Source organism: Streptomyces parvus, from assembly GCF_014648875.1.
GTDB lineage: Bacteria > Actinomycetota > Actinomycetes > Streptomycetales > Streptomycetaceae > Streptomyces > Streptomyces parvus.
In genome coordinates this window covers 1-815 of record NZ_BMRY01000047.1, presented here as the reverse complement: position 1 = coordinate 815, position 815 = coordinate 1, and the positions used below count along the sequence as shown (strand labels likewise).

Annotated in this window: 1 protein-coding gene; it reads right to left on the bottom strand. The window is 62.2% G+C overall.

All coding sequences use genetic code 11. The features are described from left to right. A partial coding sequence (locus IE140_RS35730; protein ID WP_229827182.1) for a condensation domain-containing protein occupies positions 1-815 on the bottom strand: 815 nt, incomplete at both ends.

The window sequence follows — 815 nt, the reverse complement described above, 5'->3', positions numbered from 1 at the left end:
TCGGGTGCGTTTTGGAGGGCGAGCATTATTTGGAAGAGGGGGTGGTGGTTGAGGGTGCGGGTGGGGTTGAGGATTTCGACGAGGTATTCGAAGGGGACGTCTTGGTGGGCGTAGGCGGTGAGGTTGGTTTCGCGGATGCGGTTGATGAGTTGGGTGAAGGTGGGGTTGTTGGTGGTGTCGGTGCGGAGGACGAGGGTGTTGACGAAGAAGCCGATGAGGTTGTCGAGGTTGTGGTCGGTGCGTCCGGCGATGGGGGTGCCGATGGGGATGTCGTTTCCGGCGCCGAGTTTGGTGAGGAGGGTGGTGAGTCCTGCTTGGAGGACCATGAAGACGGTGGTGTTGGTGGTGTGGGCGAGGTGGGTGATTTTTTGGTGGAGGGTGGGGTTGATGGTGATGGTGGTGTAGTCGCCTTGGTAGGTGGTGATGGTGGGGCGGGGTCGGTCGGTGGGGATGGTGATGTGGTCGGGGAGGTTTTTGAGGGTGTTTTTCCAGTGGGTGATCTGGTTGGTGAAGAGGCTGTGGGGGTCGTTCTGGTCGCCGAGGAGTTCGTTCTGCCAGAGGGTGTAGTCGGTGTATTGGGCGGGGAGGGGGGTCCAGTTGGGGGGTTGGTTGTTGGTGCGTCGGGTGTAGGCGTGGGTGAGGTCGGTGGCGAGGGGGTTGAGGGACCAGCCGTCGCCGGCGATGTGGTGGATGACGAGGAGGAGGACGTGTTGGTGGGGGGTGAGTTGGAAGAGGGTGGCGCGTAGGGGTGTTTCGGTGGCGAGGTCGAAGGGGTGCCGGGCGGCCGTGGTGAGGAGTGTGTCGAGTTCGTTCTC